Origin of the sequence: Haloferax sp. Atlit-12N (genome assembly GCF_003383095.1) — an archaeon.
Classification (GTDB): Archaea; Halobacteriota; Halobacteria; order Halobacteriales; family Haloferacaceae; genus Haloferax.
This window is the reverse complement of sequence record NZ_PSYW01000001.1, coordinates 316,304-331,128: the sequence shown is the minus strand read 5'-3', so window position 1 is coordinate 331,128 and position 14,825 is coordinate 316,304. Positions and strand designations below refer to the sequence as shown.

General features: G+C 68.1%; 16 protein-coding genes. 6 read left to right on the top strand and 10 right to left on the bottom strand.

Annotated elements, in window-relative coordinates:
* Positions 1-30 precede the first annotated feature (30 nt).
* The gene (locus C5B90_RS01760) at positions 31-336 is read left to right on the top strand and encodes a hypothetical protein (RefSeq protein ID WP_004043804.1); all 306 of its coding nucleotides are present in this window, start codon (positions 31-33) and stop codon (positions 334-336) included.
* Positions 337-617: 281 nt separating this feature from the next.
* Here the strand turns inward: C5B90_RS01760 and C5B90_RS01755 are convergent, their stop codons facing one another.
* Positions 618-2,816: a hypothetical protein gene (locus C5B90_RS01755; RefSeq protein ID WP_115878615.1), complete on the bottom strand. Its 2,199-nt coding sequence runs from the start codon at positions 2,814-2,816 to the stop codon at positions 618-620.
* A gap of 203 nt (positions 2,817-3,019) precedes the next feature.
* Here C5B90_RS01755 and C5B90_RS01750 point away from each other — a divergent pair, with 203 nt between their 5' ends.
* A complete protein-coding gene (locus C5B90_RS01750; RefSeq protein WP_115878613.1) occupies positions 3,020-3,925 on the top strand; it encodes an SAM-dependent methyltransferase in 906 nt (301 codons plus the stop codon).
* Here the strand turns inward: C5B90_RS01750 and C5B90_RS01745 are convergent, their stop codons facing one another.
* Positions 3,926-4,753 carry a CDP-alcohol phosphatidyltransferase family protein gene (locus C5B90_RS01745; protein ID WP_115878611.1) on the bottom strand — a complete coding sequence of 276 codons (828 nt, stop codon included), beginning with the start codon at positions 4,751-4,753 and terminating at the stop codon, positions 3,926-3,928.
* A 166-nt stretch (positions 4,754-4,919) separates the two neighbouring features.
* Complete coding sequence (locus tag C5B90_RS01740; protein WP_115878609.1) at positions 4,920-5,273, bottom strand: hypothetical protein; 354 nt, start codon at positions 5,271-5,273, stop codon at positions 4,920-4,922.
* 53 nt (positions 5,274-5,326) lie between these two features.
* On the opposite strand from C5B90_RS01740, the gene C5B90_RS01735 reads away from it, so the two are divergent.
* Positions 5,327-6,985 (top strand): TrkA family potassium uptake protein, encoded by a 1,659-nt coding sequence (locus C5B90_RS01735; protein ID WP_115878607.1) that lies wholly within the window; start codon positions 5,327-5,329, stop codon positions 6,983-6,985.
* 246 nt (positions 6,986-7,231) lie between these two features.
* Here the strand turns inward: C5B90_RS01735 and C5B90_RS01730 are convergent, their stop codons facing one another.
* Positions 7,232-8,080 carry a heme-copper oxidase subunit III gene (locus tag C5B90_RS01730; RefSeq protein ID WP_058567216.1) on the bottom strand — a complete coding sequence of 283 codons (849 nt, stop codon included), beginning with the start codon at positions 8,078-8,080 and terminating at the stop codon, positions 7,232-7,234.
* 220 nt (positions 8,081-8,300) lie between these two features.
* Positions 8,301-9,377 carry a phytoene/squalene synthase family protein gene (locus tag C5B90_RS01725; protein WP_115878605.1) on the bottom strand — a complete coding sequence of 359 codons (1,077 nt, stop codon included), beginning with the start codon at positions 9,375-9,377 and terminating at the stop codon, positions 8,301-8,303.
* A gap of 117 nt (positions 9,378-9,494) precedes the next feature.
* Between C5B90_RS01725 and C5B90_RS01720 the strand changes: the two genes are divergently transcribed.
* Positions 9,495-10,637 carry an acyl-CoA dehydrogenase gene (locus C5B90_RS01720; protein ID WP_058567218.1) on the top strand — a complete coding sequence of 381 codons (1,143 nt, stop codon included), beginning with the start codon at positions 9,495-9,497 and terminating at the stop codon, positions 10,635-10,637.
* Between the two features lie 3 nt (positions 10,638-10,640).
* Here the strand turns inward: C5B90_RS01720 and C5B90_RS01715 are convergent, their stop codons facing one another.
* Positions 10,641-10,964, bottom strand: coding sequence for a DNA-binding protein (locus C5B90_RS01715; protein WP_115878603.1), 324 nt, complete (start codon positions 10,962-10,964; stop codon positions 10,641-10,643).
* Between the two features lie 124 nt (positions 10,965-11,088).
* On the opposite strand from C5B90_RS01715, the gene C5B90_RS01710 reads away from it, so the two are divergent.
* A complete protein-coding gene (locus tag C5B90_RS01710; RefSeq protein ID WP_115878601.1) occupies positions 11,089-11,364 on the top strand; it encodes a hypothetical protein in 276 nt (91 codons plus the stop codon).
* Between the two features lie 40 nt (positions 11,365-11,404).
* Here C5B90_RS01710 and C5B90_RS01705 read toward each other — a convergent pair whose 3' ends face one another.
* Positions 11,405-12,076, bottom strand: coding sequence for a protein sorting system archaetidylserine synthase (locus tag C5B90_RS01705; RefSeq protein ID WP_115878599.1), 672 nt, complete (start codon positions 12,074-12,076; stop codon positions 11,405-11,407).
* Between the two features lie 166 nt (positions 12,077-12,242).
* Between C5B90_RS01705 and C5B90_RS01700 the strand changes: the two genes are divergently transcribed.
* Positions 12,243-12,689, top strand: a complete 447-nt coding sequence (locus tag C5B90_RS01700; RefSeq protein ID WP_115878597.1) for a plastocyanin/azurin family copper-binding protein — start codon at positions 12,243-12,245, stop codon at positions 12,687-12,689.
* Positions 12,690-12,809: 120 nt separating this feature from the next.
* Here C5B90_RS01700 and C5B90_RS01695 read toward each other — a convergent pair whose 3' ends face one another.
* Genes C5B90_RS01695 through C5B90_RS01685 form a run of 3 tightly spaced genes read right to left on the bottom strand, consistent with a single transcriptional unit; the run spans position 12,810 to position 14,825 of the window.
* Positions 12,810-13,472, bottom strand: a complete 663-nt coding sequence (locus C5B90_RS01695) for a 30S ribosomal protein S3ae (RefSeq protein WP_058567224.1) — start codon at positions 13,470-13,472, stop codon at positions 12,810-12,812.
* A complete protein-coding gene (locus tag C5B90_RS01690; protein ID WP_115878595.1) occupies positions 13,465-13,707 on the bottom strand; it encodes a KEOPS complex subunit Pcc1 in 243 nt (80 codons plus the stop codon). Before C5B90_RS01690 ends, C5B90_RS01695 begins: the two co-directional genes overlap by 8 nt.
* Entirely contained in the window at positions 13,704-14,825 is a 1,122-nt protein-coding gene (locus tag C5B90_RS01685; RefSeq protein ID WP_115878593.1) for an exonuclease, read from the bottom strand. Before C5B90_RS01685 ends, C5B90_RS01690 begins: the two co-directional genes overlap by 4 nt.

Below are 14,825 nucleotides of genomic sequence, written 5' to 3'. Positions count from 1 at the left end.
AAAGCCTCCCAAGAAGAGTTAACAAATGGCATGATAGACCGACTTGAGAAGGAAGTCGATATGTTGGAGCGCCATCTCCAGGTCCTGAAGATGGTCATCGAAAGTGAGCCAATCGGCATCGTAAAGATGTCCAACGAGACTGGCTACCCGCACCACAAGGTCCGCTACTCCCTCCGCGTTCTCGAAGAAGAGAACCTCATCGAACCCTCCAGCCAGGGCGCAATCACCACCGAGCGCACCCAGGAGTTCGTCGACGAACTCGACGACAAGCTCGACGAAATCGTCGGCAAGCTCGAATCGATGAAGATCGAGGAAGCGGCCGAAATCGAGAACTAACCACACTTCAGGCGCACGCGGTCGTTCTATCCTGTTTCGTCCGACGAGTCTTTCCGGGCACGACATCGGACCGACCGCGTTAGCTGTGCTTCGATGCGGTCGGTACCAGACGGTGCCGACGCGACACCACGGACACTCGCCGCGGACGCGCTCCGAGCGCCGCGGTCGTTTCACTATCGTTCAGTAACGCCGACAGCCGCGGCGCTCCGCGCGCGACCGGCAGACAAAGACAGCAAAACAGCGACAGCGCCGCTCAACCCGAACGGTCGCCGGTCGCCGACTCAGAGGTCGGGGACGTTCAGGTGGAACTCGCCGCCGCGAGCCTCCACCAGACAGAGGTGGTAGCCCTGCTTGCGCGAGAGCTTCACGAAGCTCTTGCGCTTCGACCGGCTCAGGAGACCGCCGCCGGTCTCGGCCGTGGCGGCTTCGAGCGCCTCCGGCTCGAAGAAGCTCCTCGTGACGACGAACGCCGAGCCGAGGGTCTCTTTCGCGTCGGCGACGGCCTTCGAGTCCTTGATGAGTTGGGTGACCATCGGCTGAGTCGCCGGATCCCGCGAGTCGTTCAGGTTCGCCACGAACAGCGGCTCGCCCATCTGGTCGCGGACGATGACGTCGAACTGTCGCGACTCGCTTTCACCGTCGCCGATGGGCACCGAGACGCTCCCGTACAGTTCGATGCGGTCGGCCTTCGGAATCGAGTCGAAGACGCCGGCGAGGCTCGACCGGTTGCCCGTCTCGCCGATTTCGTAGAGCAGGTCGGTGACGACCCACTTGGCGAAGCCGTACTCGGGCGTCTCGTGGAGGAACTCCTCGTATGGCTGGCCGTCGATGCCCAGCCCCTCCGTGTCGAACGTGGTGTGGTGTTCCAGCCGGAGGTTCTCGATGACCTCCTCACGGGAGGCTTGCCCGTCGTGGGCCTTCTCCAGCGTCGCCTGCCCTTTCTGGGCGTAGCGGACGAAGAGGTTCGTCCCGCGGAGCGCCTCGTCGGCCGACATGGACCGGTCGGTCGACCGGACACCTGCCTCGTCGAGCCGGTCGCGGAGCCGGTCGACCTCGGATTCGAGTTCGGCGACGCGGTCTTCGAGCTCCTCGGCGCGCGAGCGGTGTTCGTCCCGCTCCTCGCGGAGGGCGTCGCGCTCGGATTCGAGCCGGTCGCACTCGGACGCCAGCGACTCGACTCGTTCTTTCAGCGACTCGGCTTCCGCCGGGTCGGGCTCGTCCGGCGTCTGCTCGGTCGGCTGGGACTGCTGCCGATTCGACTGGTCTCTCGGCGACGGCCGCGACTCGCCGCCCGCCCCGCCCCGCGACGGACGGTGATGCGTCGCCTGCGTCGTGTTGCCCTGGTGGCTTCGAGGCGTCCCGGGGCGGTCGTCCACCGACTCGCCCGCTGCGTCGCGGGGGTCCAAGGAGGGAATCGACCGGGCGTTTCGCCACTGTGCCTCGGCGGAGAACACGTCGTCGCCGGTCGCGCCGCCCTCCGCGAGCGGGTCCGGAGACGGCGCTTCTCCGTTCTTCTGCGGGGCGTCGGCGACGACGGGCCCCTCGGACATCGGTGAGGCCGGCTCGTCGGACGCGGACCGGTCTGTCGCTGCCGCCGGCTCTGTCTCGGCTGGCTCCGGGGACTGCGACTCGGAGGGGCCCGCGGACGGCTCGTCGGTCGTCTCGGTGCCGTCGTCGTCGGACGTCGGCGGCTCCGGGTCGGCCGCAGCTTCGGCCGGCGGTTCCGCGCTCGCCGGGGCGTCGGCCGTCGCCGGCTCTCCGTCGGTGGGGTCGTCGTCGCCGTCAGCGGCGCGCTCAGACTCGTTGTCGGCTGCCCCGGTCGTGCTCGTCTCGTCTGTGGTCGTCGGCGTCTCCGGCTCTCCGGACGCGCCCGTCGTGTCGGCCTCGCCACCCACCGCGGCGACTCCCGCCGCGTCCTCGTCCTCCTCCTCGTCGGGCTCGGGTTCCGGGATGTCGACGAGGTCGAGGTCCACGTCGTAGACTTTGTAGATGCCGACCTCGTCGCTCGCGCGCTCGAACGCGTCGTCTCCGGTGACGAGTCGCTTGCTGTTGCCGACGAAGGCCGCGCTCATCGACTTCCCCCCGTGGTAGACGACGTAGTAGTCGCCCGAGAGCACGTTCTCGGACAGTTCGACGTAGCCGGTGAAGCCGCCCGCCGAGAGCGTTCCGTCGGCGTCCCCCAGCGGCGTCTCCTCGGTGTAGTACTGCGCGCGGATGTCGCCGCCGGTCTCCCGCATCGCGTACAGAAGCGGCAGCGCCGGGTCCGGTGCGCGGTGCGCCTCGAACGATTCACCCTCGAAATCGGCGACCGTCCCGTCGAAAACCCCGAGGAGACGGCCGTTGAGCATGAATCCCCACGTCATGCCTGCGACGACGGCACCTGTGAAGCCGTCGTCCGCGAGCGACCGGAGACCACCGTAGCCTCGCTTGGCGGGCGCGGAATCCCACCCGGTCACCGCGTCGATAATCTCGCTATCCATTTGGGGTTACATCACCGGAACCGAATCAAATACTTTCCGGGCGAATCGAGCGAACGTTTCGCCCAGTTCACACTTCTGCGTGCCCGCTGTGACCGATTCGCTCACGCTCATCGAGTCGGTCGGGTCGGATTCGGGTTGGGGTCGGGGCGGTCCGGTTCGGACTCGGGAGAACGGTTATACGAGTCCGCCGAGACGGGGCGGTCGTGACCAGTCACGACGACCGGTTCGTCCACTACCTCCGCGCGAAGGAGTCCGTGGACGACCGCGCGCTCCACCGACCGACCCTCGCGAGCCTCATCGACCGGCTGGAGGCGCGCGCCTCGTCGCGGTCGGGAGAGCCGCTCCGCGTCGTCTCGGTCGGCGCGGGGACGGGCGCGATGTGTCGGCGGCTCCTCTCGTGGGGCGTCTTCGACGCGCACGACGAGATAAAGTACGTCATGGTCGACAGGACGCGCGGGATGGCCGACCACGCGGCCGCGGCGTTCGCCAAGTGGGCGCGCGCCGCCGGCTGGACCGCCGAGCCGACGCCCGACGGCTTCCGCATCGAGCGCCACGGCCGAAGCGTCTCACTCACCTACGTGACGAGCGATATCTTCGAGGCCATGACGGTCCTCCCGAAGGCCATCGACCTCGTGGTCGCGCACGCGGTCCTCGACGTGCTCCCGCTCCGCCGCGCGGTGGACGCGCTCCTCTCGCGGCTGACCGACGAGGGCCTCTTTTACGCGCCCATCACGTTCGACGGGAGAACCGCGTTCCGCCCGAGTCACCCCACTGACGACGCGGTGCTCGGTGCGTACCACGAGACGATGCGTGGCGACGACCGCGCGGGACCGGACACCGGCTCTGACCTCCTTTCTGTCCTTCCCGACCTCGGCGCACCGGTCGTCGCGGCCGGCGGCTCCGACTGGGTCGTCCACCCGCCGCACGACGACGGGGCGCGAATCTTCCTCGACCGCATCCTCGGCTTCGTCGAGGAGTCCGTCGGCGAGTCGGGCGCGGTCGACCGCGCGACGCTCGACGGGTGGCTCGAGGCCCGGCACGACGCGCTCGCGGGCGACGAGCTCGCGTACGTCGCTCACAACCTCGACGTGCTGGCCAAACTCGAGTGATTACGCCGTGCGGGACGCGTCCCCGTCCCCGTCGCCTTCTCTCCTGAACCGGCCCGAGACGTAACCCCAGTCCCGAGCGAAGCCGAGCAGGAGCGCCGCGGCCGCGACGCCAGTCACGAGGGGCATCCACGGGTCGAAGACGCCCGGAGCGAGCGCCAGCGGGACGACAGCCATCTGGATGCCGGCGAGGACGCGCCGCGAGGCGCGGGGCGGAAGGTCGAACGTCGGCCGGTCCGCCCGCTCGCGGAGCCTGAGCCCGGCGAGAAAGACGTACCGCGCCGCCCCGACCGAGAGGTACCACCACGCGAGTTCTCCGAGGAGGACGCCCGCGAGGGGGGCGACGACGAGACCAAAAGCGTCGACCGCGGTGTCGAGTCGCGCGCCGAGGCGACTGACGCGGTCAAGTCGGCGGGCGAGCGCCCCGTCGAGCGCGTCGAGCGCGGCGGCGACCCCGTAGCCGACGGCGGCGGCCCACGCCCACGACGGACTCAGCGCGCCGAGAACCGCAACGCCGGCGATGCCCGCGACACCCGCGACGAGGAAGCCTCGGGTGAGCGTGACGGCGGTCGGCACGCCGAGGCCGTCGTAAGGGCGGCCCGGTTCCGCCGGCCCGGACGTGCGTCCATCCTCGGGTGCGACGTTCTCGTCCGCGTTCGCGTAGGCGTACGCGCAGAGTCCGACGACGACGAGCAGGGTTCCGGCGGCCCACGTCGCCGCGGCGGTCTCGGGTGAAGGGTCGGCGCGCGAGACGAGCCACACCCACTCGGTCGCGAGGAGCACGCCAAACCCCAGCGTGGCCGCTGCCGCCGCGCCGCCGGTTTCGAGCACGCGGCGTCTCGTCCGGCGGGCCGTCCGAGCAGTCGCCCCGCTACTCCCAGAGGGCGTCACGGTCGCGGACTGTCGGCTCGGCGGTCAGACAGTGTGCTACACATACACGTACTGGGGGACGGACGTCGGTTAAGTATTCCTCGCGTAACAGGTCCGTGGAGCTGAATCACGGACGGCGCGTGTGGTCGTGGTTGCGACTCCGGAGTTCGACCGCGGCGAGGAGGAACAGATAGGTCGAAAGTCCGGCCGCGACGGCGAGTAGCGTCGAGCGTCCGAAGAGGACGACGCCGAGGACGATTCCGGCGAGAGCGACCGCGACTGACGCGGTTCGGACGACCCGTCGCTCCCAGAGCGCGCGGACGCTCGACGCCCGAAGCGACAGCGCCGCTTCCAGGGCGAGCGCTCCGGCGACGCCGACGAGGACCGGTTCGAGCGTGACCGGCGTTCGCAGGAGCGCCGCCGCGGCCGCGGTGGGGACGAGCACCGACCCCGCGAGCGCGGCGTCCCGTCGGCGGGTCATGAGGACACTACCGGGTCAGGACGCTTTTAGCCACCGACGCACATAGCCTGACTATGTCTATTTCGGGCGACGGCCCCGGGTTGTCGAAGGCGAAGCGACGACTCGGCCGTTATCTCACTGGGGCCGGGCTGTTGATGCTCGCGTTCTCCATCGCCTACCAGTGGGCGGCGGGCTTTTTCGCCGGGGAGGACGTCACATTCCTGCAGGCGATCCACGTCGTCGTCGAGACGTTCACGACGACGGGCTACGGCGAACAGACTCGTTTTTGGGTCGACCATCCGCCGCTCCTCGTGCTGTCGATTCTGATGCAACTCACGGGCGTCACGACCGTCTTCCTCACACTCCCGCTGTTTCTCGTCCCGCTCGTCGAAGACGCCCTGCGGACCGCGCCGCCGACGGCGTCGACGCGCACGGACCACGTCGTCATCTGCACGTTCACCCCTCGCGGCGACGCCCTCGTGGACGAACTCGACGCGATGGACGTACCCTACGTGATTCTCGAAGCCGACCGCGACCGCGCCGAAGAGCTGTACGGCGAGGGCTACGAGGTCGTCCACGGCGACCCCGAGGCCATCGAGTCGCTTGAGGCCGCGAACGCGTCCGAGGCGCTCGCCATCGTCGCCGACGACGACGACGAGACGAACGCGAGCATCATCCTCGCCGCGAAGCAGGCCGCCCCGGACGCCCGCGTGGTCAGTCTCATCGAGGGCCCCGAAGTCGCGGACTACCACCGCTACGCCGGGGCCGACCGGGTCGTCTCGCCGCGCCGACTCCTCGGCGAGAGCCTCGCCGGCAAGGCGACCACGTCCATCTCCTCAGAACTCGGCGATGCCATCGAAATCGGCGAGGACTTCGAGGTGGCGGAACTGCTCGTCCAGCGTGGAAGTCCCGTCGAGGGCCGGACTATCGCCGAGAGCGGCATCGGTGGCGTCACCGGCGTCAACGTCATCGGCGCGTGGTTCACCGGGGAGTTCGTCTCCCCGCCCGCCCCGGACGCCGTCATCGACGAGCACACCATCTTGCTCGTCGTCGGCCGCGAGAAGCAACTCGAAGAACTCCGCGCGCTGACGCTGTCGTCGGCGCGGCGGTTCCGCCGCGGGACCATCATCGTCGCCGGCTACGGGGAGGTCGGGTCGACCGCGGCCGAGACGCTGGCGAGCGCCGGCGTCCCGCACCTCGTCGTGGACAAACAGGACAAGCCCGGCGTCGACCTCGTCGGCGACATCACCGACCCGCAGACGCTCTCGGAGGCGAACGTCACCGAGGCTCGGGGCGTCCTCCTCGCGCTCGACAACGACACGACGGCGGTCTTCGCCACGCTCGTCTCCGAGCGCGTCTCCGAGGAGACGGAGGTCATCGCTCGCGCCAACGAGACCGAGAGCATCGCCAAACTCTACCGCGCCGGCGCGGACTACGTCCTCGCGCTGTCGACGGTCGCCGGCCGGATGCTCGCCTCAACGGTGCTCGACGAGGAGGTCATCGCGCCGCAGTCCCAGATAGAAATCGTCCGGACCCACGCGCCCGGCCTCGTGGGGCGGACGCTCGCCGGGGCCGACGTTCGCGCCCGAACGAACTGCACCGTCATCGCCGTCGAGCGAAACGGGACACTCGTCACAGAAATCGGCCCGGAGTTCCGCGTCAAAGCCGACGACGACCTCGTCGTCGCCGGCGTGGACGAAGACATCTACCGGTTCAACGAACAGTTCGGGTGAGCGGCCGCTGGCGGGGTTCGGATGCGGGGAGGATTCGGAGGCGGTCGCCTCTCTCGACCGGTGTGGCGATCCCGCCGCTCGGCGGTCGAGAAGTCCGACACGTCCACGTCGCGTCCGGGACGTAGACCGAACAACCCATGGCAGTGGACGCCCGTTACCGTCCCTCGACAGGACGTGCCGGCGTCCGTGGCTCTCGGAGGAGTCGGCTAAAAAGAATCGGTTGCGTCGCGTTGCGGCGACGGGCGGTTACGCGCCGACTTCCGCGCCGACGTAGAGGACGACGACGAGGAAGATCCAGACGACGTCCACGAAGTGCCAGTACATCGAGGCCGTGCTGACGGAAACGTGGCGTTCGGCGGAGTACTGCCCGCGGAGCGCGCGGACGAAGACGATACCGAGAAGCACCGCGCCGAGGCTGACGTGGAGGCCGTGCAGGCCGGTGAGGCCGTAGAACGCCGAGCCGAAGATGCCGTCGGTGATGGAGAAGTTCGAGTGGACGATGAACTCGTAGTACTCGTACACCTGCCCGCCGATGAACACCGCGCCGAGCAGGAGCGTGACGGCGAGGCCGAGGATGAAGTTACGGTGGTTCTCCTCGCGGATGGCGACGTGTGCCCAGTGGAGCGTGAAACTGGACACGATGAGGATGGCGGTGTTGGCTAACACCAACGAGCCTGTGAGATGCGGTAGTTCCTGCGGCGGCCACGTCCCCGCGCGGATGAAGAAGTAGTACGCGAACAGCGCGCCGAACGTCCCGAGTTCGGAGCCGAGGAAGGCAATCATGCCCCAGCGGAGCTTCGATGCGCTCTTCTGGCTCGCGTCGCGCGACCAGAAGTGGCTCACGAACGCGTGGTACAACCAGCCGTAGAGCCCGGCCAGGAAGAGGAAGATACTGCCGATGAACACGGCGGGACCCGCCGTCTGGCCGACGATTCCGTCCTGTCCCATGACGTACAGCCCGGCACCGGCGTAGATGCCCGCGCCCCCGACGGCGGTGACGAACGGCCACCAGCTCGCCTCGCCGAAGCCGCGCGGCCAGTCCTGAACCGCCGGCAGGTGATGGCCGTGGTCGTCGTGTGCTTCTTCGGTACTCATAGACGCCCGTTATGCTTGGGTTACTAAAAATCCTCCCAAACTGCGTTCGTCACGGGACCGCATGGCCCTCGAACTCGGTTCCGACGGCGACCGCGGTGGGTGCGAAACACGTCGCTCGCGAGACCGAAGCTACCGCGCAGTCGGCGGCGCTCGGCACGAAGCGATGCGAGAAGAGAACAGAAAGCGGAACCGAGGCCCGGCCGACGGCGCGGCGGCGTCTTCAGTCGACGTTCGTGGTCGCCCGGTGGAACGGCTGGCGCGAGATAATTTCGCGCATCTCGGCGAGCGATTCGGCGCTAGCGCCGTTCATTTCTGAGACGACGGCGAACACCTCTTGGCGGGAGATTTTGACGCCCTCGCCGGTCACCGCGTGTTCGGGGTTGGCGACGAGTTCGCGGAGCGTGCCGACCGCGAGCAGGAACGGAATCGCCCACGCGGCGAGCGTGTTGCCCTCGCGGAGCGGCACCGTCTCCAAGTAGGTCTGGGCGTCGTCGACGAACGACTTGGCGTGGTCGGCGGTCCGCTTGACCACCGAGGCCGCCCGGTCGTTGTGCTCGGGGTCGACGACTTCCTCTTGGGGGACGCCGGCGTCGTCGAGCCAGTCGGCGGGGAGGTAGACGTTGTTCTCCGCCGTGTAGTCGTCGTGAACGTCCTTGGCGATGTTCACGAGTTGGAGGAGCAGGCCGAACTCCTCGGCGGTGTCGTAGAGCCGCGAGCGGCGCTCGCTGTCGATGTTGCCGCGGGTCACGAGGTTCGTGATGAGGTTGCCGACGGTGCCGGCAGCGTAGTAGCAGTACTCCTCTAGCTCCTCGCGGGACTGGATGCGGAGCCCGCCGGTCTGGGAGTAGCGTTCGACGAACATCGCCATGCCCGAGACGAGTTCGCGGACCGGCGGCGTGACCGCCTCTCGCACGTCCTCCGGAAGCGCCTCGAACGTCCGGAAGACCCGAGCGGTGTTGGCGACGACCATCCAGTCGTCGGACTGTTCGCCCTCCGGGGGGAGGTGCGGCTGTACTGCGGTCACGAACTCGTCGACGGTGGTGTCGTCGTCGGGGTCGAGCGCGCGGTCGTAGAGTCGAAGGAGGTGTGCCTGCTCGTCGGGCGCGATTGAAGACGAATCCTCCACGGTGTCGGCGATTCGACAGAGGAGATATCCGATACAGATGTGCGACGCCATCGGTTCTTCGAGGACGTCGACCGTGAGGGCGAAGGTTCGAGAGACCCCCTGAACTGCATCGTGACACCAATCGAGGTCGTCATCAGTTGCCGGTGGCCGGGCATCGGCGTGTCGAGACATTCGAAGCGTACCGGTATTACGGAAGGGGGGATAAAAAGTCTCGTGGGGGCGACGACTCCCAGACGGCCGAGACGGCGCAGGAGAAAATCATAAGCATAGTCGATGACAGACTCACGTATGGACTTCGCGCTCACTGCGGAGCAGAAGCAAATCAAGGACATGGTCTCGGAGTTCGTCGACGAGGAGGTCAAACCTCGCGCGGCGGAGATAGACGAGACCGACGAGTTCCCCGCCGACCTCGTGCGCGAGATGGGCCAACTCGGCTTGATGGGCATGCCCTTCCCCGAGGAGTACGGCGGTGCCGGCCTCGACTATCACTCCTACGCCATCGGTCTCGAAGAGATTTCCCGCGGCTCCGGCGGCCTCGGCACCATCGTCGCCGCCCACACGAGCCTCGCCGGCAACATGCTCTACGAGTTCGGGAACGAGGACCAGAAGCAGACCTACCTGACGCCGCTCAACGAGGGCACCGACATCGGCGCGTTCGCGCTCTCCGAACCCGGTGCGGGAAGCGACGTGCCGGCCATGGAGACCACGGCGGTCAAGGACGGCGACGAGTACGTCGTCGACGGCGGGAAGCTCTGGATTTCGAATGGCTCGGTCGCCGACACGGTCGTCGTCTTCGCCAAGACTGACCCCGACGCGGGCAACAAGGGCATCTCGTCGTTCGTCGTCCGTCCCGAGGAGGACGACGGCTTCGTCGTCGAGGGCACGGAGCACAAACTCGGCGACAAGGGCTGTCCGACCGCCGAACTCCGCTTCGACGACATGCGCATCCCCGAAGACCGGCTTCTCGGCGACGAGGGCGACGGCTTCGTGCAGGCGCTGAAGACGCTCAACGGCGGCCGCATCACCATCGCGGCGCGCTCTATCGGCATCGCCCGCGCCGCCCTCGACGACGCCGTGAAGTACGCCGGCGAGCGCGAGCAGTTCGACCAGCCCATCGGCGACTTCCAGGCCATCAAGCACAAACTCGCCGACATGGACACGAAGATACAGGCCGCGACGCTCCTCATGCACAAGGCCGCGGACCTGAAGATGCGCGACGAGACGTTCATCAAGGAGGCCGCACAGGCGAAGCTCTACGCCAGCGAAATCAGCCGCGAGGTCGCGAACGAGGGTATCCAGATTCACGGCGGCTACGGCTACACCAAGGACTTCGCCGCGGAGCGCTACTACCGCGACGCGAAGCTCAACGAGATTTACGAGGGGACGAGCGAGATTCTCCGCAACACCATCGGCGACTGGCTCCAGAAGTAACCGTCAGTCGACGACCGATTCGTCCGTGTCGGCTGTGTCGCCCGCCCGGCGCGCCCCGTTTTCGACCCGCTCCGCGAGCCACGCGTGGTACGATTCGACCCGGTCTGCGCCCGCGTCGGAGAGGCCGTACACGTCGTAGATGCCCTCGGTGCGCCGTTGGAGGTGGCCCGCTTCCACGAGCGCGTCGAGCGTGCCGTAGAACGCTTGGGGGTCGATTCTGAGGTCGTAGTAGCGTTCCAGTCGGGTCTTCAGCTTCTGTCCGCGGAGTTCGCCCGCGTCGTAGAGGATGGCACAAAGGTCGCGCCGGCGGCCGCTCTGAAACCACATAGCTCACCCCTCGGCTGAGAGACACACGTCACTTTCGTTCCGGTGGCCCTCCACGCCGGTCCGCCGTGCCGGCCCGCCCGCCGGAACCGGTAGTTTAGACAAGCCCTACTCCTTAGCGCCTCGCATGACCGACGCAACCGCAGAAGCGAACGGCGTCACCGCGCGGTACTACATCACCGACTCCGAGCGCGTCCTCGAATTCGACCGTGACGGCCGAACCGCCGCCGTGGCTCAGAACATCGACGGCTACGCGATGTTGAAGGTCCGCCCGACCGTCGACGGCGACGAACTCGAACGCTACTATGGCTTCGACATGGCGCTGGACCACGCCGCGGAACTCCTCGGCGTCTCGCCGCACGACCTGCCGGTCCCGGAGGACGCAGCCGACATGGGGATGTAATGGGGATGTGGCCCGGTCCCGTGTCCCCCCGACGCGCCGATTAGCCCCAGTAGAAGCGCGGGCCCAAAAACAGGTAGCCGAGCGCCAAGAACAGCAGCCCGAACGAAAACCCCTCGCCGAGCGTCCCGGAACAGAGGATTGCGAGCCCCTGCACCACGCCCATGACGAGCGCGTCCTGCGCGTGGAGGTCGGGGTAGGTCACGTCCGAGAGCATCAGCGCGGCCATAATCGCCGAGAGGGCGACGAGCAACATCGGGTCGACGAAGCCGACGAGGACGCCGGCCGACAGAATCGTCGCGGCGAGCGTCGTCGGCACGCCGACCGTCTCGTCGGACCCGCTGTCGTAAGCGGTGTAGAGCGCCAGTCTGACGACCGCGGCCGCGACGAACAGCGCGGCGACGGCGACGCCGGCGACGACCCGAAGCCGGTCGAAGCCCCACATCTCGCGGACGACGGTGACGACGAGCAGGGCGGGAGCGACGCCGAAGGAGGCCACGTCCGCGAGAGAGTCGAGGTACGGCCCCGCGTCGGTTCCCCCGTAGCGCCGGGCGACCACGCCGTCGAGGCCGTCGGCCATCGCGGCCAGCAGGATGACCTTGGCCGCGAGGCGCACGTCGACCGCGGTCAGCACCGCCGCGACGAAGCCGAGCGCCGCGTTCCCGGCGGTGACCACGTCGGCGGGGCCCAACCGACCGACGAATCGGGGTCTCATACCGATGCGATTGCGTACCGTCCCTTTCCCTCTTACGTTCCGTCCGTCGGTGGGCGGCTCCGCATCGCCGCCGACCGAACCGACTGTCTGCGGCGCGCTTCGGCCCACTCGGCGGTTCGCCGAGCGAACCATGCGACATTTATCGGTCGCGTCCCGAGAGGCGACCATGCGAAACCACGGGTCCTCGGACGGCGGTCGGACGCGGCGTCAGTTCCTCGCGGCGACCGGAGCAGCCGCGACGGCCGGCCTCGCGGGCTGTGCGACCTTGATGGCTTCGGGTGACGAGTTCGACATCGGCATGACCGCGGTCGCGTTCGACCCGCCGACGCTGACCGTCGGGGTCGGTGACGAGGTCGTCTGGCGCAACACGAGTTCGCGCGGCCACACCGTCACCGCCTACGAGGGGACCCTTCCCGAAGACGCCGCCTTCTTCGCCAGTGGAGACTACGAGACCGAGCAGGCCGCCCGCGACGCCTACTCCAACTCGCTCGGTGGACTCATCGGAAGCGGTGAAAACTACACGTACACCTTCGACGTGCCCGGCGAGTACGAGTATCTCTGTATCCCCCACGAGCAGGCTGGCATGGTCGGCACCATCGTCGTCGAGGAGTAGGCTCGGCGCGCAGCGTCGGCTTCGGGAGTTAGCACCTGACCGGAGAGCGACGTGGCTCCCGCTCGGAGCGCAGTCGGCGAAAAAGTCGAAATTCGAAGTCTGGCCGTCGGTGAGACGGGCTTACGCTTCGGTCTCTTCGTCGTCGACGTCGACTGCGACGTCGTCTTCGTCGACGCTGACGGCGGCTTCCTCTTCGGCCTCGACCTCTTCGGGGCGGGCTTCGAGGGAGAACTTCTTGACCTCGACGCGGCGCAGGGGGTAGATGACCTTCGCGTCGCCGTAGATGGCCGACGAGAGGCGACCCTCGACGACGCTCTCGGTGAGCGCGTCGTAGGTGTGGCCCGTGATGGCCTCGCGGGTGAGCTCCGTCATGATGCGACGGATCTCGTGTTCCTGGCTGCGGTCGGCCTTCTTCGTCGTGAAGGCGACGGGCTGGAGCTGGACGCGGTAGTCGTCCTTGGTGATAGCCGTGACGTTGGCTTCGATTTTGGACGCGCCGCGGCGAACGAGGCTACGGAGGTAGTCTCGGGTGAGCTCCTGCTGGATGAACTCGGTGTAGGCGGCGTCGCTGCCCACGTCGGTAATCTTGAACGTGAGCTTGACGTTGTTCGCGCCCTGGTCGTCGTTGAGTTCGCCGAGGGTGGACTCGACGGTGCGACCGTTGATCTTCTCGGGTTCGTCCGCGAAGGTCGAACCGAGTTCCTTACGGTCGAAATTCTCGGGAGCGATGACGGTGTACCATCGCTTTCCGCGCTTCTGCTTGGAGACGGATCGTTCACTCATGGTTAGTGTCTGTGTGCGTTCGTGTGGCTTCGATGACGGTCTCGGCGACCGTCACGTTGACGACGTAGTCATCGACCGTGGCGTGCAGGCCGCCGGTCGAATCGCGTTCGATTGTGGTGACGAGTTCGTCCCCCTCGACTCGGGTGCGCATCGACTCCGTGTTGTCCGGTTCGAGCGCGCCGGCGACGATACCGGGGTCGTCGTGGGTCGTCCGCAGGGTCGCACGCCGGGTCATCGGCGCACCTCCCTGACGGCCGCGACGATGTCGCTCGGCTCCGCCGCGGAGTCGAACGTCATCGTCGCCTCCGACGGCGACCCGGTCGCGGACGCGTCCGGCAGTTCGTTCGCGGCCGCGGCGAGGTTCTCGTCGAGTCCGGCGGGGCCGGTCGAGACGAGGGCCGCGGCACCGACGCCGACCGCGAGAACGGTCGGCTCGGGCGAGCGGAAGTCGCGGGCGAGCCTCGCCACCGTAGCGAGTCGCCCCGGCGACGACAGGTCACAGGAGAGCGCGTAGAGGCTCTCGTAGCGGCCCGTCGTCGCCTCGCGGAGCGCGGCATGGGTCGCCTGTGCGTGGTCGCGCCACGCGTCGAGCGCGGCATCACGAACATCGTGTCCGAGCGCCAGCGCGACGGCGGTCCCGGGCGACTCCCGGACGGTCGAATCGAGCACGTCGGCGAAACCGCCGACGGTTTCGAACGGCCCGTTCGGGGTCGCCTCCGAGCGCAAGACGCGCTCGACGGCGGTCGCCGCTCGGGCAGTCGCCTCGCCGGTCGTCGCGTCGATGGCGACGAGGGAGGCGACGCGTCTGCGAGCGTCCGCGTCGAGTTCGGCCGGGAGCGACAGTTCGGCGAGCGTCGCCTGCGCGCGCTCCGTGTCGGCCGAAAACGACGCGTGGACGAGCGTCGAGTGCGCCAGCCCGTCTGCGAGGTCGCCCGTCGGGACGGCCACGCCGGGTCCGACTTCGACGCCCGCGTCGGCTGCGGCGTTCGCGAGTTCGGTGTCGTCGTCCGGCGTCACGCCGGCGGCGTGGAAGCCGGCCAGCGCGACCGCCGGGTCGGGGTCGACTCCGAGTTCGCGGACGACCGAGACGGCGTCGGTCGGGTCGAGTTCGAGGTCCGCATCGGCGTTCGACAGGCCCACGACTGCCACAACGTCGTCGTTTGCGACAGTGTCAGGGGCGTCGGTCGCGCGGATGCGGAAGGGGACGTCGAGTGTCCTGAGCGCCCGCCCGATGACACCGGCGGCCGCGACGGCGGCACCGCTCCTGTGGACGCGGAGACGAACGAACGTCGCCTCGCGTAGGGTCGCGGCGGCGTCGGCGGCGGGTGTCTGTTCGGCGGGGCTCACGGACAT